Origin of the sequence: Alistipes sp. cv1, assembly GCF_900240235.1 — a bacterium.
Classification (GTDB): domain Bacteria; phylum Bacteroidota; class Bacteroidia; order Bacteroidales; family Rikenellaceae; genus Alistipes_A; species Alistipes_A hominis.
In genome coordinates, this window is the sequence record NZ_OEPW01000008.1 from 81,626 (window position 1) to 106,329 (window position 24,704).

General features: G+C 55.1%; 18 protein-coding genes. 11 read left to right on the plus strand and 7 right to left on the minus strand.

Annotation, left to right across the window (positions count from 1 at the left end; genetic code table 11):
* Position 1: 1 nt before the first annotated feature.
* The gene (locus C1A08_RS12095; RefSeq protein ID WP_101573777.1) at positions 2-535 is read left to right on the plus strand and encodes a GNAT family N-acetyltransferase; all 534 of its coding nucleotides are present in this window, start codon (positions 2-4) and stop codon (positions 533-535) included.
* Positions 536-688: 153 nt separating this feature from the next.
* Here the strand turns inward: C1A08_RS12095 and C1A08_RS12100 are convergent, their stop codons facing one another.
* The gene (locus C1A08_RS12100) at positions 689-1,342 is read right to left on the minus strand and encodes a porin family protein (RefSeq protein ID WP_055203349.1); all 654 of its coding nucleotides are present in this window, start codon (positions 1,340-1,342) and stop codon (positions 689-691) included.
* Positions 1,343-1,775: 433 nt separating this feature from the next.
* Between C1A08_RS12100 and C1A08_RS12105 the strand changes: the two genes are divergently transcribed.
* From C1A08_RS12105 to C1A08_RS12120, 4 genes are all read left to right on the plus strand, one after another.
* Positions 1,776-2,162, plus strand: a complete 387-nt coding sequence (locus C1A08_RS12105; RefSeq protein WP_101573779.1) for a hypothetical protein — start codon at positions 1,776-1,778, stop codon at positions 2,160-2,162.
* A gap of 225 nt (positions 2,163-2,387) precedes the next feature.
* Positions 2,388-3,389, plus strand: coding sequence for a hypothetical protein (locus tag C1A08_RS12110; RefSeq protein ID WP_101573781.1), 1,002 nt, complete (start codon positions 2,388-2,390; stop codon positions 3,387-3,389).
* Positions 3,390-3,417: 28 nt separating this feature from the next.
* Complete coding sequence (locus C1A08_RS12115; RefSeq protein WP_101573783.1) at positions 3,418-5,463, plus strand: sialate O-acetylesterase; 2,046 nt, start codon at positions 3,418-3,420, stop codon at positions 5,461-5,463.
* Positions 5,464-5,728: 265 nt separating this feature from the next.
* The gene (locus C1A08_RS12120; RefSeq protein ID WP_257937119.1) at positions 5,729-8,311 is read left to right on the plus strand and encodes a sensor histidine kinase; all 2,583 of its coding nucleotides are present in this window, start codon (positions 5,729-5,731) and stop codon (positions 8,309-8,311) included.
* Positions 8,312-8,461: 150 nt separating this feature from the next.
* Here the strand turns inward: C1A08_RS12120 and C1A08_RS12125 are convergent, their stop codons facing one another.
* Genes C1A08_RS12125 through C1A08_RS12140 form a run of 4 tightly spaced genes read right to left on the minus strand, consistent with a single transcriptional unit; the run spans position 8,462 to position 11,583 of the window.
* Positions 8,462-8,776 (minus strand): RNA recognition motif domain-containing protein, encoded by a 315-nt coding sequence (locus C1A08_RS12125; protein WP_055203358.1) that lies wholly within the window; start codon positions 8,774-8,776, stop codon positions 8,462-8,464.
* A gap of 31 nt (positions 8,777-8,807) precedes the next feature.
* Positions 8,808-9,248 carry a cold-shock protein gene (locus C1A08_RS12130; protein ID WP_055203360.1) on the minus strand — a complete coding sequence of 147 codons (441 nt, stop codon included), beginning with the start codon at positions 9,246-9,248 and terminating at the stop codon, positions 8,808-8,810.
* A gap of 27 nt (positions 9,249-9,275) precedes the next feature.
* The gene (locus C1A08_RS12135) at positions 9,276-10,469 is read right to left on the minus strand and encodes a DEAD/DEAH box helicase (protein ID WP_055203362.1); all 1,194 of its coding nucleotides are present in this window, start codon (positions 10,467-10,469) and stop codon (positions 9,276-9,278) included.
* Between the two features lie 43 nt (positions 10,470-10,512).
* Entirely contained in the window at positions 10,513-11,583 is a 1,071-nt protein-coding gene (locus tag C1A08_RS12140; protein WP_101573902.1) for an NAD(P)H-dependent flavin oxidoreductase, read from the minus strand.
* 794 nt (positions 11,584-12,377) lie between these two features.
* Here C1A08_RS12140 and C1A08_RS12145 point away from each other — a divergent pair.
* Positions 12,378-14,294, plus strand: coding sequence for a discoidin domain-containing protein (locus C1A08_RS12145; protein ID WP_101573787.1), 1,917 nt, complete (start codon positions 12,378-12,380; stop codon positions 14,292-14,294).
* Positions 14,295-14,378: 84 nt separating this feature from the next.
* Here C1A08_RS12145 and C1A08_RS12150 read toward each other — a convergent pair whose 3' ends face one another.
* The gene (locus C1A08_RS12150; protein WP_101573789.1) at positions 14,379-15,416 is read right to left on the minus strand and encodes a FecR family protein; all 1,038 of its coding nucleotides are present in this window, start codon (positions 15,414-15,416) and stop codon (positions 14,379-14,381) included.
* 218 nt (positions 15,417-15,634) lie between these two features.
* Positions 15,635-16,237, minus strand: a complete 603-nt coding sequence (locus C1A08_RS12160) for an RNA polymerase sigma-70 factor (protein WP_101573793.1) — start codon at positions 16,235-16,237, stop codon at positions 15,635-15,637.
* Between the two features lie 523 nt (positions 16,238-16,760).
* Between C1A08_RS12160 and C1A08_RS12165 the strand changes: the two genes are divergently transcribed.
* The 5 genes from C1A08_RS12165 (at position 16,761) to C1A08_RS12185 (ending at position 24,665) form a co-directional block, all read left to right on the plus strand.
* Positions 16,761-17,990, plus strand: coding sequence for a hypothetical protein (locus C1A08_RS12165; protein WP_101573795.1), 1,230 nt, complete (start codon positions 16,761-16,763; stop codon positions 17,988-17,990).
* A 79-nt stretch (positions 17,991-18,069) separates the two neighbouring features.
* Positions 18,070-18,966: a FimB/Mfa2 family fimbrial subunit gene (locus C1A08_RS12170; RefSeq protein ID WP_101573798.1), complete on the plus strand. Its 897-nt coding sequence runs from the start codon at positions 18,070-18,072 to the stop codon at positions 18,964-18,966.
* Between the two features lie 6 nt (positions 18,967-18,972).
* Complete coding sequence (locus C1A08_RS12175; RefSeq protein ID WP_101573800.1) at positions 18,973-20,382, plus strand: fimbrial protein; 1,410 nt, start codon at positions 18,973-18,975, stop codon at positions 20,380-20,382.
* A gap of 7 nt (positions 20,383-20,389) precedes the next feature.
* The gene (locus C1A08_RS12180; RefSeq protein WP_101573802.1) at positions 20,390-22,363 is read left to right on the plus strand and encodes a fimbrial protein; all 1,974 of its coding nucleotides are present in this window, start codon (positions 20,390-20,392) and stop codon (positions 22,361-22,363) included.
* A gap of 37 nt (positions 22,364-22,400) precedes the next feature.
* Positions 22,401-24,665 (plus strand): hypothetical protein, encoded by a 2,265-nt coding sequence (locus C1A08_RS12185; protein ID WP_101573804.1) that lies wholly within the window; start codon positions 22,401-22,403, stop codon positions 24,663-24,665.
* Positions 24,666-24,704: the final 39 nt, after the last annotated feature.

Below are 24,704 nucleotides of genomic sequence, written 5' to 3' on the forward strand. Positions count from 1 at the left end.
TATGATAAAACTGATTCGGATAACCGACGGACAGGACAGCCGTCTGGAACACTTGGTTCCCCTCTACGAAGAGGCGTTCTGCAGCAGCGAGCGGCGTACCGTCGGGCAGCTCCGGCGGATGATCGGCGCGACGCCTGCGATGCATTTCAATATGATCGAGTCGGACGGCGAGCTTTGCGGCCTGTTCGTCTACTGGGATATGGGCGAGTTTTACTACCTCGAACACCTGGCCGTGGCGCCGCATATGCGGAACCGTAAAATCGGACAGCAGGTGCTCGAGCACGTGGAGACCTCGCTGCCCGGAATCCGGCTGCTCGAAGTGGAGCCGGCCGAGGACGAGCTGACCGCCCGGCGCGTCGCTTTTTACCGGCGCAACGGCTACCGGATCGTCGATCGGAGCTACGTGCAGCCGTCCTACGAAAATTTCGGCGATGCCGCTCCGCTGTGGATCATGGGCAACGATACGCCCGAACGGTTGCCCGAATTTATCGAACGGATTAAAAAAGATGTGTACCGCGACCCGCTGGCGCGCTGATCCTCCGATTCGCCGACCGGGCCAGATATCCCTACGTTATCCGGGCTCGTTTCTTTTTTCGCTGTCCGGGTCGCAGAAAGCCGTTCTTTTCGGTTGCGGGCATAAAAAAACGTCCTCCGGCAGAGGACGTTTTTAGGGTTATCGGCGAATCGCTTAGAATTTCCAGCCTACGGTCAGCGAGAATACGCGGTTGGTCATTTTGTTCAGTTCCTCGTTGCCGCCGCTAAAGTCTTCCTTGAATTCATCCGTCGCGATGTCGGTGACCGGGATATTGTAACGGGCGTCGATGACCAGACCTTGTTCGAACGTGTAGGAGATGCCTACCGGGATCGAGAAGTCGGTCGATTTGAAATAATGCTTCGTGTCTTCGGTATTCCAGGAGCCGCCGTCGACTTTTGCCCTGTATTTGCCGCTGAGCAGGAAGCCCGGCTGGATACCCGCTTTCAGCGCCAGTCCGTTGGTGACGTAGAAGTTGGCCAGGATCGGAATATTCAGGTAGTTCAGCCGGTTGTTGAATTTGAGTTTGTGTTCGGAGCCGAGCGCGCCTTGGGTGATTTCGGCGCTGGAACCCTGGCGCGAATACAAAACGTCCAGCGAAACGGCGAACCATTTGGCCGCCCGGTATTCGGCGAAAGCGCCGATCACCAGCGCGGGTTTCGTGCCGGAGAGGTGATTGATGTCGTCGAGACCGTCGGGATGCAGGTCCGTAACGTTTATTCCGACTTTGGGTCCGAACGTGAAAGGTTTCTGAGCCGAAACGGCGCCGGCAGCGATCGCCGCTACGAGCAAAAAGACGATTTTTTTCATAAAGTTGTGTTTGAGTGGTTTGTAAAGTTTGTAAATAGCAGTTTAATAATGTCTGTCAGGGCCGGCGAACTATCGCAGTGCCTTGTGTTTTCTGTCCGGAGAAGTTCATTACGATACAAATTAAAAGGTTATTCGTGGAAATTCCAAAAATAAACCTCGTTGTCCGTGTAAATTAGCGTAACCGGCGGTACGGGTTTTGCGTTCGGTGGGATTCTTTGGATAGGCGTTTTCCCGGGGAGCGACGAGGGTATGCGTCTGAATATTTGGAATGGGAAAATATTTAATTACTTTTGCGGTTTCTTTCGGCGGATTCCGGTTGCCGTTTCCGTAAACGATCCGTATCGCGCCGCCGGACCGGTATTTTTCCCGTGGGAACGTCCGGATAAAAAGAGTGGAGGACGCTTTTAATGAATTACTAAATATTATTTCAAAGATGATGAAAACGAAATTGTTTACGGCCGTATTGGCCTGCCTGAGCGTTGCGATGCTTTTTTCCGGTTGTAAGGACGATAAGAACGATGATGCCGTTCACGCCTATGTCATGCGCGCGGCCATTACCGAAGCCGGCGATCTCGACGCGCTGACCGTCACGCTGATCAACAGCGAATTGGAGAGCATGTGCAATCAGGTCGGAACGAAGATTTTGACCGAATCGGAAGCCCGGGAGATGTTCGATCTGATGGTAAAACAGATCGAAAAATCTATGGAAAGTATTGATTTCGGCGATATTACCAAGCCGGTAGGCTTCACCGTTACGCTGAATTACCAGAACGACGGCAAAGTCGCTTTTTCCAAAACGTTTACGGTCGATCCTAAATAACGGCGGACGAAACGATCCGTGCTTCGGCGCGGCTACGGGGCAGCCTTCTGCCGGTGCGTTTATCGATCGATGCGTGCCGGAGGAAGGCTGTCCTGTCGTATCCGGAGGTGGCGTGTCTGTTTTTTATTCCGGCCGGATTGGTAGATTCCGTTTCAATCGCTATCTTTACAAAATTCGTCCGGGGAGACTGCCGGCGAACGATCCGAATCTGAAAATACGGAAGTTATGAGAATACGAAAAGGTGCTGTCGCGGTCGGGATACTGACGCTGGCCGGGATCACGCTTTGTTTCGGCGGAAGTCCGAAATGCGACGCGGCCGGCCGCGAAAGCCGCAGCGGGAAAAAACAACCGGCCGGGGTGGAAGTTCTCGGCGATCCGAAGTTCGAAAAGGGGCTGGCCGTATCGCCGCTGTGGCCCGAAATCGTGCAGCAGAACGGCGGGGTCGAAAAGACCAATACGGATACGATCCGTTTCGGGCGGGGCGACGCCGATCCTGTCTGGCAAATGGCCCAGTGGGCCAGCAAGTACGATCTGGGCGGAACCGTTCCGGTCGAAGGGCGGGACGGCGTTACGTACGCCAATCCCGGCAAGAAGGTCACCCGCTTTGCCGACGGTACGCTGCTGCTCGACATTACGACGAGTACCGAATACGAAGCCCCGCGTACCGGCAGCGACGCGTGGCCGCACCTGCTGATCCAGCAGGATTTCGAGAACCGTCCGAACGTCGGCCGGATCAGCCGTCTCGATTTCACGATGGAGCTGCGGATCGTCCATTGCGACAAAAAGATGACCGATGCCGAATTCAACGAGAGCCTGCATACGGCCCAGTCGCCGTTCTATTTTTTTATGCGCAACGTGAATCCCGATTCGCCGGATTACCAACTCTCGCTGTGGGTCGGCGTCCCGTCGTTCGATTACCGTTACCCGCGGCTCGACTCCACGGAGTACGTGCAGTGGGATATCGGCACGGCGACTTATATTTACGCCATTCCGCCCCGCACGATCTGGGGGGACGTTTCTTTCCACGATTTGAAGTGGCATCGTGCCCGGCTCGACCTGTTGCCGCTGATCCGGCAGGGCGTTGCCGCGATGAAGGACAAAGGACAGTTTCTGCATACCGACCTCGACGATCTGGAACTGATGGGGATGAATTTCGGATGGGAAGTTCCCGGAACTTTCGATGCGGGGCTGATGGTGCGGAACCTGAGCGTCCGGGCCGTCGAATGACCTGATTTTAACGAATACGAGTGAAACGATGAAAAATACTTGTTACGGATTCGTGCTGGCGGCCGTGCTGGCGCTGTGTAGTGCGGCAGCGTACGGCGAGGCTCCCCGTTGGGAGACCCTCTCCGGAAAGTGGCAAACCGGAGCCTCCGGGATCGTTCCGGAAGCGGGGGAACAACCTTGCCTGCTGGTCGACCGCAGCGGCCTCTGGGATTGCGAATGGTTTAACCTGAGCGTGAACTTCAGGTTGTCGGACGTCTGTGCCGGCGCCGGATTCGGCGTTGCGCTGCACATTGAAAACAAAGATGACTACCATTTACTGCGGATCACTCCCGCGGCGGGTTATACGGCTCTCCAGACGCTTCGCTGGCAGTACGGTAATTTCCGCATGTGGCAGGAGGCTCATTTTCCCGTTTTGCAGCCGGAGCGGGAGTATAATCTTTCCATCGTCCGGGCTCCGGTCGTCGACCGGGAGGACTGGCGGCCGTGGAAGATCGTCGTTACCGACAACGCCGACGGAACGGTGTTGCTCAAAATCGGAATCGAAAACCATATGCCGGCTTTCGGCCTGGGCGTTACCGGGCTCTATGCGGCGTGCGATGCGGTGACGTTCACGGATTACAGCCTGGATCGTCCCGTGCCCGAGAACCTGGCGGGGAACCTGCGGTTGCCGATGGTTTTCAGCGACGGGATGGTGCTGCAACGCGGACGCCGCGTTCCGGTCTGGGGCCGGGCCGCCGCCGGCGCGTCGGTCAGGCTGACTTTCGCGGGAAAAAGTTACAAGACGCGGGCCGACAGCGCAGGCGACTGGAAGATACTGCTCAGGCCGCTCGCGGCCGACACCGGGCTGGTGATGCGGGTCGTTTCGGGAAAGGATACCGCGACGCTCCGCGACGTGGCTGTGGGCGAGGTGTGGTTCGCTTCTGGACAGTCCAACATGGAGATGAAAGTGTGGGAGAGCAATGTGCCGATGGTTAGCGATCCGGATATCCGCCTGTTCGTCCCATTCCAGTGGTCGTCGCAGGAGCCGGTGTTTACGGCCGGAGGACGGTGGCAGAAGGCGGACTCGGAAGGCGTGCCGCGCTGGTCGGCGGTCTCCTACGCATTCGCGCAGGAACTGAAAGAGCGTCTGGGCGTGCCGGTCGGCGTCATCGGCGCTTATTTCGGCGGGACGGCCATCGAGAGTTGGATGCCGCGTTCCGAGTTGGTCGAAGATCCGGTTACCAAACCGATCCACGACCGCTTCGTGCAGTCGATCCATCAGCTCGAAAACGGCCTGCCGGTGGAGGAGCGTTTCCCGTGGTGCTGGGATGTGGCGGGGCAGCGGCATACGCCGGGAGATCTGTTCAACGGCATGGTCGCGCCGCTGATCCCGTACGGAATCAGCGGAATTCTGTGGTATCAGGGCGAATCCAGCGCATCCAAAGCCCGGCAGTACGGACATCTTTTCCCGATGCTGGTCGATTCTTGGCGCGAGCGGTGGGGCGATCCCGCTCTGAAATTTTATTTCGTCCAACTGGCCGGCTACGACGGCCGGGAGTCGGGTTCGGAGATCGAATCCGCCTGGCCGCATTTACGGGATGTGCAGCGCCGCCTGCTCGACCGCAGGGAGAATACCGGTATGGTGGTAGCCTTTCATCTGGGCGATTCGCTCAATATTCACCCGCCTTATAAAAAGGAGGTGGGCGCCCGCCTGGCGAATCTGGCTTTGCACGACGTGTACGGCTTTAAAGATATCGTGCGTAGCAGTCCGCTGCTCGACGGGGTGGAATACCGGGACGGTGCGGCCGTGCTGACTTTCCGCGAGACCGCGGACGGACTCTCTTCGGGAGACGGCAAGCCGCTTTCCGGTTTTTCGGTCGCCGGCGAAGACCGGCGTTTCCACCCGGCTACGGCTACGGTCGATCCGGACGGGGTCGGCGTGACCGTCCGTTCGGAGGCGGTGCCGTCTCCGGTCGCCGTGCGTTACGGATGGGCTAACTTTACGCGGGAAGCGAACCTGGTCAACAGCGCGGGGCTACCCGCGGCGCCTTTCCGCACCGACGAATGGCCGCTGCCGACCGACGACGATTTGTAGGAGGCGCACCGACGATTCCGGTTCGTGGGATACGGACCCGGTGAGTCGGGTTTTCAAGCTATATTTCTGTTTCTGGCCGCTTTTATACCTGAGAAATTTTAGGTGTGGCAATTTTTATTACTTTTAACCGTTGGAATTTGGTAAACGGATATCCGGGTCCTTGCGGCCTGCAATTATGAAGAAGCGGCTGTGTATTTTATTTTTTCTCATCGGTTGGTTTCCATCGGTTTATGGACAGCGATCCGATAACGGCAATTACGTTCTGTTGCTGAATTCCGCTTCGTTCGGCGAAGCATGGTCGGATGTCCTGTACCGGTCGTTGGTGGAGGAGGTCAGACAACAAGGGGTGCGCGTCGATACCGAGGAGCTGCTCGTCCCGATGATGAAGACGCCCGAGGACGCCCGAGCCAAACGGGAGATGCTGCTCGCCAAATATCCCGTTCCGCCCCGGGCGGTCATCTATATCGGCGATCCCGGCTGGCTCGTTTGCCGTCCCCTGTTCGACAGGGAGTGGAAGGAAGTGCCGACGGTGATCTGCTATTCGCGCGATTCGATGCCTGCTTCGATCGAGGATTTGCTCGGCGGAAACCTCGACAGCCGTACGGCGGTGCCGGCTTCGGAGATTGCCGAAGGATATAACCTGACCATCCTCAAACAGCCCTCTTTTATCCGGGAAACGATCGAGATGATGCGGCAGTTGCAGCCCGGAATGAATACCGTGGCCCTGATTTCGGATCATCGCTACATCAGCCTCCGCATCCGGGAAGAGGTGCGGCAGACGGTAAAGAAATATTTCCCGGATCTGGCGTTCGAATCGCTCAGCACGCCGGAATTGACGACCGGACAGTTGCTCGATACGCTTTCGGGTTTCGACGATAAAAAAGGGATTATCTACTACTCCTGGTTCGTTACCCAGAACCGGCATGAATACCTGGACGATCACGTGCAGCGGGTGATCTTCGGGCTGGCCCACACGCCGATTTTTACGCTGACCGACCGGGATCACGAGGAGGGTAGCTTCGCGGGCGGATATTACATTCCGGCGATCGAGTTCAGTCGGGTGGCCAGCGCCGTTATCCGGGAAATTCTCGAAGGAAAGCCGGCCCGCGACATCTCTTGGCGAGACGGCGGCGCTCCGGCGGCTTACCTCGACTATCACCACCTCGTACACCAAGGGGTCGATCCGGCCCTGTTTCCGAAAGACGCCGTATATACGCAGGTTCCTCCGGGCTTTTTCCAGAAATACAAATTTCACTTGGTCGTTCTGGGAGCGCTGCTTTTGTTGCTGGTATCGGCGGTCGTGATGAGGTTGCGCTGGTTCATGCAGCGGCAGCGGCAGCAGAACCGCGAGTTCCAACTGCTCTCGCAATACAGGAAGCTGGTCGACAATATGCCGGTGATCTATCTGCGCAAGCGGATCGCCGGCGGATCGTCCGGTTCCGATTTCGAGTTTCTTGATGTGAATCCCGCCTTTGAGCAGGTATTCGGATGTACACGCCGGCAGATCCTGGGCAAACGGCTGAGCGAAGCGTTGTCCTGCCGCGACAAACTCTCCTGTCTGGCGGAGACCGAACAGACGGTTCATTCGTTCGTCGTAGACGGTGCGAAGGGGCTGCGCTATTACGACAAGCTGGTGTTCAGCAGCAGCGAAGCGGGGATTAAGGACGTATTTTGTATCGACCGTACCGAAGAGCACCTGGCCCTGGCGCGGATGGAACGGCACCGCGCCGAGCAGGAGGAGCTGAATGAAAAGTATAAACTGGTGCTGCAGGCGACCGGATTGACTCCCTGGACGTGGGACGTCGGGGGAGGGCTGGTCGACTGCGATCTCTCTTATACGTCCGGGATGGAGGATCATTCCGGCGAGCACTTGATCGTCTCGGACGAACAGTACTATGCGATGATCCATCCCGACGACCGGGAGCGGATGCGCGCCGCTTACGCCGACTTGCTGGCCGGCCGGAACGACATCCTGCAACAGGAGTACCGGGTGATCTACGTGCAGAGCGGCTACCAGTGGGCGAAGAGTTTCGCCGTCATCCGCGAGCGCGACGCTTCGGGGAGCCCGGTGCAACTGGTCGGCGCTTCGCTACAGATCGACGTGCAGAAACGACTCGAACAGGATCTGCGCGAGGCCAAAGAGAAAGCCGAAGAGTCGAATCGCTTGAAATCGGCTTTCCTGGCCAATATGAGCCACGAAATTCGGACGCCGCTGAATGCGATTGTCGGTTTCTCGAGCGTGCTGGCCGATACGGAGAACGAAGAGGAGAAACGGGGGTATATTTCGATCATCGAAAACAACAACGAACTGTTGCTCCAGTTGATCGGCGATATCCTCGACCTGTCTAAGATCGAGGCCGGAACGCTCGAATTCACCGAGTCGGACGTTGATCTGCGGGAAATGTTTTCCGGGATCGAACAGAGCATCCGGCTGCGGATTCCGGACGGTCATCCGGTGGATGTGCGGTTCGAAGAGCCGGAGAGCGATTACCGGATCCGCACCGACCCGAACCGGTTGATGCAGGTCGTGACCAATTTCATGACCAATGCGATCAAATTCACGGCCGAAGGAAACATCCGTTTCGGTTACCGGGATCGGAACGACGGGGAATTGTATTTCTATGTTTCGGATACCGGATGCGGAATTCCGCCGGAGAAGCAGCGGGACGTGTTCGGTCGCTTCGTCAAACTCGACGCGTTTGCCCAGGGGACGGGTCTCGGGCTTTCGATCTGCGAAACGATCGTTTCGAAGTTGGGCGGGCGGATCGGCGTCGAGTCCGTGCCGGACGAAGGTTCCACCTTCTGGTTTACACTGCCTCTCCGTCCCGTCGGCAAAGCGTTTTTATAACGGATTTGCACGGGGAAGCTTTTCGTCCCCCTCGGAAAACGCTACGGTTTTCTGCAAATAAAATCGGAACCGGGGAAAACCCGATTCCGATCCGTATGATCGCCGAAGCCCGGTCGAGGAGTCGTGCGATGCGCGTATGCCTACAGCCGCTTATCGTCTGCCGTATCCGCCTCCGCCGCGGTTGTAACCTCCGCCGCGATTATAGCCGTCGTTGCTTCTTTCGGTTTTCGGCCGGGCGATGTTCACACCGATGACTTTGCCTTCGAACTCCGTGTCGTTCAACGCTTCGATGGCCTTCCGGCCTTCGGCGTCATTGGGCATTTCGACAAAACCGAACCCGCGCGAGCGACCGGTTTCGCGATCCATGATGATGCTGGCGGAAGATACTTCTCCGTATTCCGCGAATAAATTCAGTAAACTGTCGTCTTTCGTAGCGAAGTTCAGGTGTGAAACGTAAATATTCATTTTTTTCTGTTTTTGTGAGTGAATCGTATCGTTATTTTGTCAATGTGATGTTTATCGCATTCATGCCCCGTGCGCTCCGCTCCGTCTCGAAAGTAACGGTGTTGCCTTCCGAGATGCCCGCGGGCGCAGACGAAACATGGAAGAAATACTTCTCGCCGGACGTGAGATCCTTGATAAAGCCGTATCCCTTCCCTTCGTTGAAATGCTCGACCCGGCCTCTCTGTATCTCCGGTTCGGAGTCGTCTTTCTTGGGAACGGCAATGACGATGTCTTCCAGCTTGACCGCTTCTTTCTTGCGTTCTTCGGGCGGTACGTCGGTGAAATTGCCGTTCTCGTCCACATAAGCGATCATGTCGTCGAACGAACTGGTGCCGGTCGCCTGGCGTTCTTCCTTGCGTTTCTGCTTTTCGAGGCGTTTGGCCTGCTTTTTCTTTTCGTTTTCTCTTTTCCCAAATGATTGTGATCCTGCCATTAATATATTTTAAAGTTAATAAAACGATTAAGCGGTGTGACGCACTGTCGCCAGTTTTCTGCCGGTCAGTTTCTGAATGTCTTTTACCATTACCTGCTCGTCGCTGGTGCAAAACGTAAGGGCTCTTCCCGTATGTCCTGCGCGGCCGGTGCGCCCGATGCGGTGTACGTAGGTTTCGGCTACGTCGGGCAGATCGTAGTTGATTACCAGGTTGAGTTCATGGATGTCGATGCCCCGCGCAGCGATGTCGGTGGCCACCATGACTTTGATTTTTCCCGATTTGAAGTCGCTCAGGGCCCGTTGTCGCTGTCCTTGGGATTTGTTTCCGTGGATCGCTTCGCTCTGGATGCCGGCTTTCTTCAGGGTGCGCGAGATGTTGTCCGCGCCGTGTTTCGTCCGCGAAAATACCAGTACCGATTGGTCGGACTCTTTTTTAAGCACCGATATCAGCAGGCCTTTTTTCTCGGGTTTCTCGACGAAATAGACGCATTGGTCGACCGTATCGACCGTCGAGGAAACGGGAGTCACTTCCACCCGTACCGGATCGTGCAGGATAGACCCCGACAACGCGACGATATCCTTGGGCATCGTAGCCGAGAAAAAGAGCGTTTGACGTTTCGCCGGCAGCACTTTCAGCAGCCGCCTGATATCGGCGATGAATCCCATGTCGAGCATCCTGTCCGCCTCGTCCAGTACGAAATGCGTCAGGGCGTCTAACTTCACCTCTCCCTGTGCGATCAGGTCGAGCAACCGTCCGGGGGTGGCGATCAGGATATCCACGCCCTGCCGTAGTTTTTCCGTTTGCGGATTCTGCTTCACGCCGCCGAATATCGCCGTGTGTTTCAGACCGGTGTATTTGCCGTAATCGGTGAAGCAATCGCCGATCTGCAGGGCAAGCTCGCGCGTAGGAGTCAGAATCAGCGATCTGATTGCGCGGCACTCTTTTTTCCCGTGCGATCTTCCTCGCCGGTCGCGGCGGCTCGCGCCGGGCTCGATTACCGAAGATCGTTCGTCCCGGGCGCTGTCTTCCGACAGCATTTGCAGGATGGGAATGGCGAATGCCGCCGTTTTTCCCGTACCCGTCTGGGCGATTCCGAAAATATCTTTTCCCCGGAGGACAACCGGGATGGCCTGTTCCTGAATAGGGGTCGGCTCGTTATATCCTTTTTCGCAGACCGCTTTCAAGATCGGTTCTGCAATGTTCAGTTCGTTGAATGTCATACTAAATTCCGCATTCGCGGACGTTTTTAAAAGTTGATGCCGCTCAAAAAGCGGCTTTGGAAAGGAAGAAGTCCGTTTTCAGCTTTTCGACTACTTCCCTGACGCTCCTGATCTTGTCGGAAAGATAAGCGTTGCCGCCGGCAAAGGCATAGCCTTTTTTCATATTGCCTTTGGCTGCATTGTAGAGCGCTTTGATGATACAATACGGACTTCTGGTGTAGTCGCACGTTTTGATGCAATGGAACGGGCAGGAGCGGGGTTTCTCCTTCCCCTCGGCCACATTCCGGATGAACTCCCCGTCGAAAGCGCGTCCGGGCATCCCTACCGGGCTCTGAATGATGCGTATGTCTTCGCGATGGGCGTTCAGATATACTTTTTTGAATTCGACCGACGCGTCGCACTCTTCGGTCGGAACGAAGATGGAGCCCATCTGTACCGCCGATGCCCCCAACGCCATAAACCGCGCGATGTCTTCGCCGGTCGCTATTCCGCCCGCCGCGATGACCGGAATGTTTTTTCGGCCGGCATAGCTCCGGGCCACTTCGACCACTTCCGGGATCAGATGCTCCAGCGAGTAGTGCTCGTCTTCGATCTGCTCCTTTTTGAAACCCAGGTGCCCTCCGGCTTTCGGCCCTTCCACGACGATCGCGTCCGGGAGATACCCGTAATTGGCCGACCATTTTTCGCAAATCAGTCGCGCCGCCCGGGAAGAAGAGACGATCGGAACGAGCTGCGTCCGGCTCCCCTCGGTCAGATAACCCGGCAGATCGAGCGGAAGACCGGCCCCTGCGAAGATCACGTCCGCATTTTCCGAGACGGCCGTGCGTACCATGTCGGAAAAATTGGAGAGCGCGACCATGATGTTGATCCCGATCACTCCGTAAGTCTTTTCGCGGGCTTTGCGGATCTCCTGCCGCAGCCCGTATATGCACTTCTCGGAATAGCTTCCTTTGTAGCCGGGATAGAGCAGCCCCAGCCCGGCTGCCGATATGACTCCGACGCCCCCTTCGTTCGCGACGGCCGAAGCCAATCCGTTGAGCGATACGCCCACGCCCATACCGCCTTGTACGATGGGCAGTTTGATTTCGTACTTGCCGATGAAAAATGATTTCATTTCCGTAATACCGTTGAAATTTGACATATGCCGTCTTCAGTCCTGGTAACAAACCTACTCGGGCAGTTGATTGCCGAAACAAAGAAAGCTTATAAAGGTCGATTTCAACGATGAAAGAAGCCGGACGGAACTGTCCGGGAAAATGCAAAGAAGATAAAGATCAGAATGAACTCGCGTTGTTTACTCGACAAAGGTAATATTATTTTTTCATTTATGCTAATTTCTGCATAGATAACGGGATTTCACGCATTTTATTTCGAATGCGGTCCGTCGCCGGGTATCCGCGGCATTCCGGCGGCGCCGGAAACGGGGCGTCGCGTTCCTCTCCGGCGGCGAGAACGGCTTTGGGCCGCTGCGGCTTTGTGATCCCGTTCGAAAATTTCGTTCTGTTTTGTTTTCGAATGCTTTTATTTGTTATTTTTGGCTGGAATATATCGTCTGAAATTATATAATATACGGATGCAACGAGTCGTCGATACTTTCAAAAAAATAGGATATAGGCAGAATGTATAGCGATATGGATGGGAACGGCTGACAAAGTTATTTTATCGGTTGTCGTAATCGGACGATTCCGCTCGAAACGCCAGCGTAGATTCTCGTCTGATTTTATTATTTTTTTGAACGACGTTCGATGCTTTAGCGTATTCAAACAGATCAGGTGGAAAATTGTTAACTTTTAAATTATGCGTTATTTATCTTTATCTCTTCTTTTTTTACTCTCCGTTTGCTCGTGTTCGAAAGACAGACCCACTTTGGAATGGGCTCTCCGATGCGCGGGGCCTAACCGCGGAGAAATGGAAAAGGTGTTGGCTCATTACAGTCGAAAAAGCGAGGACAGTCTGAAGCTCCGTGCGGCCGAGTTTCTGATTAAAAACATGCCGGGGCATTATTCGCTCGATCCGGCGATCGTCAATGCGTTTTGCGATCAGGTCGATTCGATTCTGGCGACTCCTCTGGATACTTCTTTGCTCGAACTCGCAAAAACGAATCTGAAAGAAGCCGATGATCAGGATTGGGCCGGATTCAAAGTGAAGGCTATGGAGGCGGTTTCCAAGCGGTTCCCCGTAAAACCGTCTTCCAGCCAATCGGACATCCGGATACTCAAAGCGGACTATCTGATTCGAAACATCGAAAACGCTTTTGAAACTTGGGCGAATGCGCCCTGGGCCGCTCATCTTACGTTTGACGATTTTTGCGAATATATTCTTCCTTACAAAGCCGCGCCGGCTTTTCAGGCGGATAACTGGAAAGACGAATGCTGTGAATTGGCCGATCGGTTGTACGACCTGACCGATCTGAGAGCCGGAAGATTTACCTGTCATTCTCCGCATTGGGCGGCGCTGAATATAAATCAGGGACTGAACTCCCATTTGAAAACGACGTTGCCCTATGCGTATACGGGACTGCCGATCCTCCGGATGTCTACTTTTCTGAAGATGCATTTGTCCAATTGCACGGATAAAGGGATTGTCGTTAAGGCGGTTTTGCAAAGCAAAGGCATTCCCGTGGCTGTCGATTTTACCCCTCAGTGGCCGACTCAGGCCCAGGGACATTCCTGGAATGTCATTCAGGTCTCCAATAACGGGCGTTTCGAAGAGTTCGTTCCGTTGGACACGGATCCGGGAACGCCTCACCGTCCCGGAGAGATGATGGCTAAAGTCTACCGCCAATGCTATGCGCTCAATCCGGTTTTTATCCGGTTGAACAATAGCGGGGAGGCGGTTCCTTCGTCTCTCAGTACCGTGACGATAAAAGATGTTACCGCCGAATATGTGTCTACGCAAGACGTCCGGATCAGGATCGATCCCGCACTAAAAAAGAGGAATAAGTACGCTTATGTGGCGGTTTTTGACAATCGGAATTGGGTCCCGGTCGGATTCGGAGAGGTCGGCGGATCGGAAGCGGTTTTCGAAGCTATCGGACGCGACATCGCCTATCTTCCGGTGTATTGCTCCGACGGGGAGAAAATCACGCCGCTGTCGTACCCTTTTACGGTTGACGCCTACGGCAAGGTAGACCTGCTGATTCCCGATACCGTAAACCGCGAATCGTTTAAATTGCTGCGGAAATATCCGTATTACCACGCGATGACGACAGTGACCAAAAGGTTGATATCCGGTAAAATACAGGCTGCCAATCGGCCGGATTTCAGCGATGTCGTTACGATTCACGAATTTACGGAGGCTCAGTCGGCCGGCGAGGTGCGGATTCCTGCGGAAACTCCGAAATACCGGTATTGGCGTTATTTTTCTTCTCTTGCCGGATTTAACAACATGGCCGAACTGCTGTTCCACCCCCCCGGTTCGAATCGTTCCCTGAGAGGAACGATTATCGGAACGCCGGGCTCCTACCTCGACGATCCCCGACGAACCAGGGAGGCCGTGTTCGACGGCGATCCTTTCACGTTCTTTGACTCTACCGATCCCAATAACAGTTGGGCCGGGATGGATTTCGGCGAACCGGTTTCGATCGGCAGCGTAGAGTATGCTTTTCGCAGCGACGACAACAACATCCGCATCGGCGATGTTTATGAACTGTTCTATTGGAAAGATGAATCCGGCTGGGAATCGCTCGGTAAAAAAAAGGCGGAGAACATGAATTTGTATTACGACAACATACCGTCCCATGCGCTTTTGCTGTTGAGGGACCATACCCGGGGGAAAGAAGAGCGTATTTTCACCCTTGAAAACGGCGAACAGGTGTGGTGGTGATTCCGTGCTCCTGCGGAAAACGGCCGGAAGCGGTCTCCCGAACCGGTCGTATGTCAAAAGCGTGTAAATTTTATACGCCTTATGTTATTTCGACATTCCGTCCCGTACCTGTTTTTCCGTGATGCGCACCGTGTTCCCGTCGATCCGGTAATTGAAGTCCGGTACGGTATTTTGCAACGTAAGCAGCACGTTGTCCAGCGTCGGGCCTTCTTCGAAGGCGGCCGTGAAGTTCCCTTCCAGTTCCAGTTCGGCCGCCAGGTCGATTTTCACGCCGAAAAATCCGGAGATGATATAAAGCACGTGTTCGAGCGGCGTGTCTTCGAATCGCAACTGCGACATCCATTGCGGCAGTTCGCCGTCGACGATCCGGTGCACGGTGACGCGCTGCGACCGGTTGTCCATCCGGATGTGCGTATTGTCTGCCAGGCGATAGGTTTGCCCGCCGCAGAAGGCGTCGAGGGAGCCTTCCGCTACGACGATTTCGCAGGCTGCGCTGTCGCAGTAGGCCTTGACGTTGAATTGGGCTTCCGTCGCCACGGCGGTCATGTTTTCCGTTTTCACCGTGAACGGCTGCTGTACGGAGGCCTTCACGATGAAATACGCCTCTCCGTCGAGGTAAACCGTGCGTTTCGATCCAAAATCGTCGCAGTATCCGATGCTGCTGCCGCTGTTTATCCATGCCTGCGAACCGTCGGGCAGAATGATGTGTTTTTGCGTTCCGCGCTCCGTCGATTCGGTCACGTCGGACAGGACGGTCACGTCGAAATGTTCGCTGAGGCGTTGATTCAGCAGGTATAAGATCGTCGCGGCGGCGATCAGTGCCGGAACTGCCGCCGCGGCGATGCGCAGGGCCGTTCTTTTTCGCGACCGGGAGCGTTCTACGCCGGCGCCTCGCGCCGCGCCGGTCATTTCCCGGTACGAGTCCAGTACTTTGCGGCTCGGGGCCGGATCGAACCGGACTTCTCTTTCGAACGCTTTTTCCAGGGCCTCGTATTTCTCTTTCCGGTGGCCGTCGCCGGCAAGCCAGGCGCGGAACTGCTCCTGGGTATGTTCGTCGGGATGCTCTTCGCCGAGGTACAGGTCGATGATCTCCTGGATCGTTTTTTGCGGGTCGGTGCTCATAAATACAGTCGTTCGGATATGCTGGAGTATCTATTTGAATTATTTTTTGAAATCGTATTGCGGAACGGGTATGCCGGACGGAGCGTACGACCGTTATGATTATAATACAATCAAAGAGCTGTTTTATACAAAAGTAGAATCGGATTCATCCGAACGGCGCGTTGTTCTGGTTTTTACGATGCATGGGGCGATCCCCGGCCGGTTGCGGCGGGAATTGACTATTTGAGCGTGCGCTTGATTTTTTTCAGGGCTTGCGACAGGTGGTTCGCGACATTGTGTTTGGACGTATCAAGGTGCTGCGCGATCTCTTCGTGCGAGAGGTTCTGCTGCCGGCTCATTTCGAATATTTTCCGGCGCATCGGAGGCATGTTCTTGACGGCCAGCTCTATGAGTAGTTCTTTTTCCTGCGCGATCAACAGGTCTTCGCCTGTCAGAAGATCCTGTTCGCCGGGGTCCTGCATTTTCTGGTATTTCTCGAAAACCCGCTGGCGTTTGAACAAATTGACCACCGCATTCCGTGCGATCGTATAGAGTAGGGTACGGATATTTTTGGAAGGGTCCAACTCGGCCCGCCTCTCCCACAGGGTCATAAATACGTGCTGCGCGATTTCCTCGGCTTCTTCGCGGGAGCGCAACAATTTATATAGAAAGTTCTCGATCGGGCCCCGGTAATGCAGGTATACGGTCTTGTAGGCCTCGTGATCCCCGTCGCGGAGCGCTTCGAGCAGTTCCACCGTAACGGGCCCGTTTTCGCGGGATGTTCGTTCGGTCGATTCCCGATCTTTATTATCAGAGGCGTTCCAGGTTAAATCTTTATTCATTCCTGCGATAGGTGATTTTATATTTATTCCGCAAATATGGTAATAATAATTAACATTTTGAAATTCGTGCGGTCATGCTTCCCCGCGTCCGGCCGTAAAACGGCGGGGTTGCGATCCCGCTGTATTCCGGTTTCTTTTTCTGCGTATCCGAGCCGTTCCCGTCCGACCGTTCTGCCGGACGGGAGTTGCGATATGCGTTTCGGCGGACATGATAAACGGTAGATCGCGGCCTTGTCGTTTTCGCATTTCGAAACGGCGAGAACGGTCTCGGAAAATTGTTTCGGAATCGGAGTTTGAGAATAGGTTTTGTTGCGTAATTGGTTGATAAAAAGGCGTAAACGTATCTATATATTGCCCCCGAATGGTTGTATTATGAGTGTATGAAAAATTGATCGGACATGGAACCGAACTTGAAACATCCGGACATATGTCGGAACTGCCGATTCGACGACCGTGATTGCGATGTTTGATTTTCGATCGAAATAACCGATTGTGTGAAACTCTAATTAATTTACTTTTTATCATGAAAACATTCAATTATTTTTTTGCAGCGTTTTTGAGTTTAGGCATACTTGCCTCGTGTTCCAAAGACACCGACCCGGGCGGCCCGTCCGCTCCCGCCGGAGAGAAGCACGTCGTAATCTCCATGGGCGGCGTCCAGACGAAAGCGGCCGGCCCGGTGGATCCGCTTTTGAAGACGGCCGACGTGGACAACATCGCCATTTTCGTAACGAACTCGGCGGGTACGATTTTGAAAAAAGTAGAGGTCGACAAAGACCTGACAGCCGATTCGGATTGGGACAAGCTGACCGATGTGGGACTCCTCATTCCGAATGTGGGAACCGAAGCCTCCGACCTGGCCGTTTACGGCAATTATAAAAAAGGATCGGAAACTTACGTTACCGGCGGGGTGGGCGACAAAGTGACCGTTGCGGCCGCTTACAGCCAGCAACAAGGTTCCAAAGTGCTTTTTGCCGGGACAGGGGCGCTGTCGGCATTCGACGTGAACGTAGAGAATGTGAACGACGAGAACGTGTATACGTTTACCGGCACCGTTACGATCAAATCGGTGATGGCCCGTATCCAGGTTAAAAAGGTATCCTTCGTCGAGAGCGGAAGCGAAACGGTGACCAACACTTCCAACGGAAAATCGGCTCTCGTAGAGTGGGAAGGTCTGACCGGCGATCTGCTGGGAGTTTACTTCAACAACTTCTACAAGCAATACAACGGAGCAGCCGTGGCTGCGTCGCTGATGACCAATACGACCGCTTTCGAAAGAGCGACCGAGGGTAAATGGCTTTTCGGCTCGGACGCCGCCCAAACGGACGAAGCGACCTATGCAAGCTATAACCAGTGGAGCTCCGGCGCGTATGCGGCTTACGACCTGGACGAATTCAACGATCCGACCGATCCCGACGCCAAGAAGTGTTTCGCGTTCAACTTCTTCCCCGGACAGACTCCGTATCTGCACTTCAGCCTGGCCAATGTATCGGCTACCGACATTACGAGCGACGACGAAGACGCCTACAATCCGAGATTGCTGCCGCTGTCCAAGTTTGCCAACGTGGTGAATTATACGACCGCCTCGGGGAACGTAACGTTCGAAGCGGGTAAGATCTACAATGTGAACATCGAGATCAAACCTCAGTTCATGCACACCGATCTCAATCCGGTCGCGTATAACATCACCCTTACCATTACTATCGCCGACTGGCAGGAAGAGAACATCGATCCCGAGTTCCAGCAGTTGTAGTAATCCTTTAATTGAATGCGGGGGGAGGACGGGCCTCCCCCCTTTTTACGAAAAAGATACAGCTAATCGACCTAGTGAAATGAAAGGATACAATTACATAATTGTCCTGTTTTGGGTTTTTGCACTATCGGGGTGTATCCGTGACGACGGCTCCGGATTGGACTGCGAGCGTACGCGGATATCGTTTTACTATTACGGCGACGTTCCGGGACAATGCCGCTTCCTCGAAAAATCGGACAACGTGACCCTGTTCGTCTACGACAGCGACGGAAACCTGGTCGCGAGGCGCACCAAAAGCGGCGCCGACTTACAGGCACACAAGGGTGTGAACCTGAATCTGCCCGATGGAAATTACTCCCTGGTGGCATGGACGAACCTGACCGACGGGACGGAAATACACGATGCCGAGCAACTGTCGAAGGCCGTGCTGGGATCGGCCGCGTACTATGCGGGAGATCCCATTATACACCATGAAAACGACCGGGTGTACTTCGCGACCAAAAAGATAACGGTCGTGCAAAGTCAGTTCAGGGACGAAGAATTGCTGTTCGATCAGGCACACATTCCGCTGCACGTGCATGTTACGGGGGCGGCGGCGCCCGCCACCCGCGCAACGGCGCCGATCGAGGTGGATATCGTGAACCTGCATCCGCAGATGGGTTTCGACGGAGCGAGCGCCTCGGCTCTGAAAAGCGTTTACCGCGCTCAGCTCGCATACGATGCGGAAACGGGGGACTACGTTGCACGCGTAAACGCCTTTCGTTTTTTGAACGATAACGACATACGGCTAAAACTGTCGAACAGCGGCGGCGAGATTTGCTATAAAACCGTCGAACTGGCGGATTTTATGAACGAGCACGCTATCTCCGTCGAAGACAAGGACGAGGCGGAAATAGCCATACGCTTCCGGTTTAACAATACTTCGGTAGAAGTCGCTCCCTGGGAGGAAGAGGACATCGATCCGATACAAAAATAGGAATCCATGCAAAAGTATAAGATAGCCAGAATCATTCTGTTGTTCGCCGTCTCCGTGCAGATGCTGTCGTGCAGCAAGACCGCCGGGGACGATCCGGCGGGAATGGACGCCAGCCTGGCATTGTCCCTTCTTACCCGCAACGGAAACGGCGATCTCGCCCTCACCGGCGAAGACGAATTTACCAGTCTGGCCGTGTACATATTCAACCATGACAACGGCGATCTGGAATTTTCCGAGTTGGTAACGGATTTTACGCCGGAATCGGCTGCGAACAGCTATGTCCGGTCGGTCAGGGTGACCAAAGACAAGAAAGCGATCTATGCCGTCGCCAACTATGCCGGAAAAAACTTTACGGCGAACGGACAGGCGGTGACCATCGACGAGAATACGCCCAAATCGACGCTCGATGCGCTGGAAATAGTTTCCTCGTCTTTCTCGGCGGATGACATCGCAATGATCGGCAAAACGGCGACGACGATGTCGGGAACTGCCGTCAACGCTTCGGTCGAAATGGAGAGACTCGTCGGACGCGTCGACATGCATGTTTTCAAGTCGGCGGAATTGACGGACGACCTCGTGGAACTGACCTCGATCGAATTCCGTAACCAGGTCGTTCGCAGCAACGTTCAGTATCAGAGCAAGGCGATGCCGGGAGGCGATATTCGCCGGACGGAGACCTATACGCCCGCTACGGCGGGATACCTCGACGTGGTTCCGGACGATGCGGACTATGCGGCGCTGAAACCGTCCGACGCCGAAAAGTCGTTTTACAGTTATCAGAATATTTCCGGCGAAGAAGATCCGTCGGGAGCCGCGCCGGACGACGCGTCTACCCCGTACCTGTTGGTGAATGTGAAAGTCAACGGGGCCCCGGTAACCTATCGCGGCGATCTGAAGAATACCGCGGGATTTTACGACTTGGAACGCAACCGGATTTACCGGGTCAAAGCGGTTGTCGGAGCGCCGAACGACCTGTTGTTCCTGCGCGTGGACGTCCTGAAATGGGACACGGAGCTTTCTTCGATTACTTACGACGAACTCGCGTTCGCCTTTTCGGGAGTGGATTACGGAGCGAATTACGGACAGGTTTCGCAGTCCGCCCCGGCTACCTACGATTTTAAGCTCACGGCTCCCGACGGAGCGGTATGGGCGGCCAACCTGACCAACGGGCACGATTTCAAGCTGCTGTCCGAAGGCGGCTACGTTTCGCAGGGGATAACCCGGGCCGATTCCTACTCGGTACGGATCGTGCCGGCCAAGAGTTTTACCCCGAACGTCGAACGCGAGACGCAGTTCTATATCTCGATCGACGGTAAAAAAGCGAAGATCAATCCCGATAACGCGGGAGGCAGCTTCGCCGAAGGCCGGAAATACCCGGGAACCGAAACCGACATTCTGATCAAACAAATACAATAATAGAGTCATGATTTCAAAGCATATCATACGATCGATCTTTTCGCTGGCCGTCCTGCTCTTCGCCGCATCGTGCCAGAAAGATCCGGACGGCTCCGCCCCGGACGGCAATAACCTGACGCTTCAGGTCTTGCTGCCGGTAGAGGGGGGGACGAAGGCGACCGAAGACGGCGAGAAGGCGCTGAACGAAAATAAGATTTCGACCCTCGACGTATTTATCTACAAAGAGGGAGAAGACGCCTGCGCCCATTACCAACGCATCGTGCCGGTCGACGGAATGACCCGGTACGGCATTTCGAAGAACCGGAGCGCATTCGCGGAAAATACCGGGTATTCGGTTTATGTCGTGGCGAATGCGGGTACGGCCGCCGCAGGGGCGATGTCCCTCGCGGAGCTGAAAGCGGCGGTCGTTGCTCAGGCTCTGAATCCCGATGCGGTGCAGACCGATCTGCTGATGGACGGTAAGTCGATCGCGACGGTACTCAACGACGGTACGAAAGCCAATAAGAACATCGACGTGTCGCTCAAAAGGGGCGTTGCCAAGATCCGGGTGAACCTCAGTTACGGCGCCGATTACCAGCCGGCGGGACAGGTGACCAAAAAACTGGTCAACTACGCGTCCGACGCCAGGGTGCTGGAAACCGGGGACGTTCATACGCCCGCGCTGGCGACTACCGCATCCTATACGGGCGCCGACCTGGTGTCGGGCGAGCCGAACCAGATCATCCTTTATTCGTATGCCAACGACTGGAACGCCGCGGTGGCCGATGAGACTTTCATCTACCTGAACGTGCCTATAAAGAAGGCGTCCGCGACGGAAAGCAGCTATTACAAGATCCCCGTGAACTACCGCCTTTCGGCCGACGGGGGCGACCCGGCTCACCTTTACAAACTCCGCCGCAACTACATTTACAATATTAAGGCGCATATCGACGGCGACGGGGGAGCCAGCGCTCCGGAAGCCGTCCTGTTGGAAAACGTTGATTATCAGGTGGTGGACTGGACGACCAATAACATCGAAGTGTGGATCAAAAACATCATGTACCTCTACATCGACGAGCAGGACATCGTGATGAACAACATAGATACCTATGTTACGGGATTCCAATCCTCTTCGGACAATGTGGAGGTGCGGAACCTGAAAGTTTTCGTCGAAGGCGCCGAGGTTTCCTCGACGGGGGTGAGCGTTACGCGCGATCCGTTCGTGCACAACGGGGCGATTACGATTTACAGCCCGATTCCGGACAATTTCGTTCCGAGGGTGATTACGTTCGACGTGGAGAACGGCGACCACATCGTCCAGAGCGTCCGGGTTACGCAGTATCCGCCGATCTGGATCGGCCATATCTTGTCGCAGGACGTGGACGGGAACAAAAACCGAAACATGTATACGGTCAATATCAAACAGGCCGACCTGCGAACGATTCCGATGCCCGACGTTCCGACCAGGGGCAGTTGGGGAGACGCCCACATCCGCGGGTATTACCAGGAGCTGACCGGAAAACTGTATACCGGTCCCCATCCTTACAATCCGGTGAACGACGGCCGCCAGGAAATGGCGTACGGTTATTGCCAGGTAGGCTATCCCGCTCTGGATAAGAACGGTTATACCGATCCTTCCGCGAGTAACCGGTGGATGATCTCTCCGAACTTCATGTTCGCGTCGAGAGTGTCGTCTTCGACCGATCGGGTCGATTTCTGGGCCGCCGTGAGCCGGTGCAAGAACTACTCCGAGACCGATACGGACGGAGTGACCTATAAAAACTGGCGCATGCCGACCTATGCCGAGATGCTGTTGCTCGATGTCCTGCAAAATGTGAGCAAATGCGAAATCAAGGACATTACCGACAGACACCGCTACTGGACGGCCGATCCGGCGAGCAATGCGGCGTTCCGTATCCTCAATCCGTCCGGGGGTACCGACGGGGAGAGTGCCAGCAGTGCGGAAGTGCGATGCGTAAGGGATATAGACCGTCCGTTGTAGCCTTTTTAACGACAAATGAAATAATTAAGGTAAAGTGATGAAAACAAGATTTTATAAATTGTCGCTGCCGTTTTTGCTGATCGCGGTTCTCGCTTCCTGCATGAAGTCCGAAACGGAACCGGTTTCCATGCCGGTAAGCGGGGAGGCCGATCTGGAATTTTCTTATTCGGTTCCCGATTATACGGTCGTTCGTACCAAATCGGCCGAGAGTACGGTAAACGATATCAGTCTACTGCAATTCGATGCCGACGGCCGGTTCCTCGGCCGCTCGGTCGCATCCGACCTGCAGGGCGGTACGTTCAAGGCGAAGGTGTCGGGCAGTACGCGTATCGTGCATTTCATAGCCAATTACGACTGGAGCGCGTTCGACGAGCGGGGCTCGCTCGGCAAAGACGAGAGAACCCTCGTGCCGGATCTCGAATCGGATACCTGGGTGCTGTGGGACCGCAAGACCGTCGATAATTTCAATGCTCCCCCGCAGGTGAGGCTGCTGCGCAACCAAGCCAAGGTGACCGTAGAGATCGACCAGAATCTGCTGGATCTGATGGCCCAGGGGCAACGCGAGCAGTTTACCGTCGAAGGGTTCGCGCTTTATAACTATGCGACCCGCGGAACGATCGCTCCGTTCAGTCCGGGCATTGCGGAACCGTTCGAGTGGTCGGCCGACCGGGCCACCGTTCCGGCCGATGCGGGCATGTGCGCCGATAAACCGACGACGCTGGATCTCGAGCCTAAATACATGTTCGAGAGCGACAACGGCTACAATGACGAGACTTTCGTGATACTTCACGCCGGCGGCGATTATAAAAAGTATTACAAAATCGAGTTGATCGACAGCGAACTCAATCTTTATCCGATCGTTCGCAATACCCATTTCAGGATAAGGATCATGGACTATATCCCGGGAAATATCGGTTCCGGAAGCGTTGAAAGCGCGATCGACGCGCCGCCGATCAACAACATTTACGCGGAGATCATCAAAGAATCTCCCGAGATATCGGACGGTTCCGACCGGCTGACGGTCAATCCGATCGTCAATATCCTTACCAATCCGGGGGACGGTTCCGCGACGCAGCGGCTCGAACTCGACGTCAAGTATGAGAAGAGCAACGTCGTGACCAACGGCGATATCCGCAACCCGCTGGTGCTGTCCGACGAGGAAGGGATACTGAGCAACCTGTACGTCGACCGGGGTTCGGGTAAGGTGTACGCCGACGTCCGGGTCGTCGACGAAGGTTTCAAAAAGGCGGAAATCCGTATTTCCGCCGGCGCCCTGTCGAGGATCGTGACCGTCATTTCATGCGAGAAGTTTACGTTCGACCCGGTGGGGATGCCTTCCGGCGTCAGCAGAGGCGATTCGAAAACGCTTACGTTCGACATTTCCGACGATATTCCGGCCGCCTATTTCCCGCTGCGATGCGTAATTACGGCCCGGAATTTGGAGCCGACCAATGCGAGCCGGAACAGCCTGCAGATCGAATCGAACCCGGACGGCAGCATCAGCTATATTTATATGGCGACCGGAGCGGGACAGCAGACCGTCGATTTCCAGAATTCGAGGGATCATGGCGGCGAATTGGTGACTATCGAGAACCCGATCTTCAAAACCGCGTATGTCGGGCCTGCGCTGACGCTCGTATCGATCAACGGACACCATTCCGCTTATCTGCAAAACTGCGTGGGATACGGCATCGGTCAGGAGGCGCTGATAACCTTCTATATGTCCGAAGACGCGTTCGCGCGGCAAGATCTCGTGTTGTTTTACACGCCGAGCCTGGCTCCGTCGGACATGACCGGGTTCAGCGACGACGGCGGCGGATACTACTATTACACTCCGGCCAAACCGGGATTGCAGACGGTGAGCTTCAAGGTGACCGCGATCGATCTCGAAGAGGCTACGACGACCCGGACGGTACAGTTGTACCATGACGATCCGAATGTGTACACTACGTTGACCTATGAGTATTACCTGGTAAGCACGGAGTTCCTGCGCAGGCAATTCAAGCGGGCGAACCATGCGACGAACCTGGGTAACGGCAAGGAATTGTACGTGGTGAGCGCTTTCGCGCTGAGGCACGACAACCACGATCCGAATAACCAGGGCAAGACGGGTAAGATCGAAGCGGAAGAGATCGGCAGCGGGCTCGCACACGGATGGCGCCAGTGGTATATGATTCCCGGGACGCGTCTCGATCACCTGATGCTGTTCGAGATCCATGAAAGCAGCGACCGCAGGGCTACGCGTACGTTGAAGAGGATCATGCGGGAACCGTCCAGCACGATTACGCTGCGCGCAGAGTAACGACGAACGCAACCTCTGTTTATCAGTATTCACAAAGCC